Source organism: Parafrigoribacterium mesophilum, assembly GCF_039652555.1.
In the GTDB taxonomy this organism is placed as follows: Bacteria; Actinomycetota; Actinomycetes; order Actinomycetales; family Microbacteriaceae; genus Parafrigoribacterium; species Parafrigoribacterium mesophilum.
In genome coordinates this window covers 1-266 of sequence record NZ_JBDJAF010000068.1, presented here as the reverse complement: position 1 = coordinate 266, position 266 = coordinate 1, and the positions used below count along the sequence as shown (strand labels likewise).

Sequence of the window (266 nt, the reverse complement as noted above, 5' to 3'; positions counted from 1 at the left end):
GATCGCGGATTTGCTGAGCGCCCCGACCAGGATCAGCATGATGGCAATGGTTACCACCGTCCCGTGCGGGGCAAGACCGAGCAGTTTGGTCAGGCTGGCGGTTCCGGCGGCTTGCGCCAACAGGACAAGCCCGACCAGCATGGCCAGGCCGCCGGCGGTTGTGACGATCAGCGCCTGCAGTGTGGCACCGCGGCTGGCCAGGCGGCCGGTGTAGTGGCCGATCAGAAGATAGGAGAAAACGCTGGTGGCTTCCCAGAACAGGAACA

The 266-nt window shown here is 64.7% G+C and carries 1 protein-coding gene; it reads right to left on the bottom strand.

What is annotated here, in order from left to right:
- Positions 1-266: proton-conducting transporter transmembrane domain-containing protein (locus ABFX56_RS16130; protein ID WP_346234370.1), on the bottom strand; the 266-nt coding region annotated here is incomplete at both ends.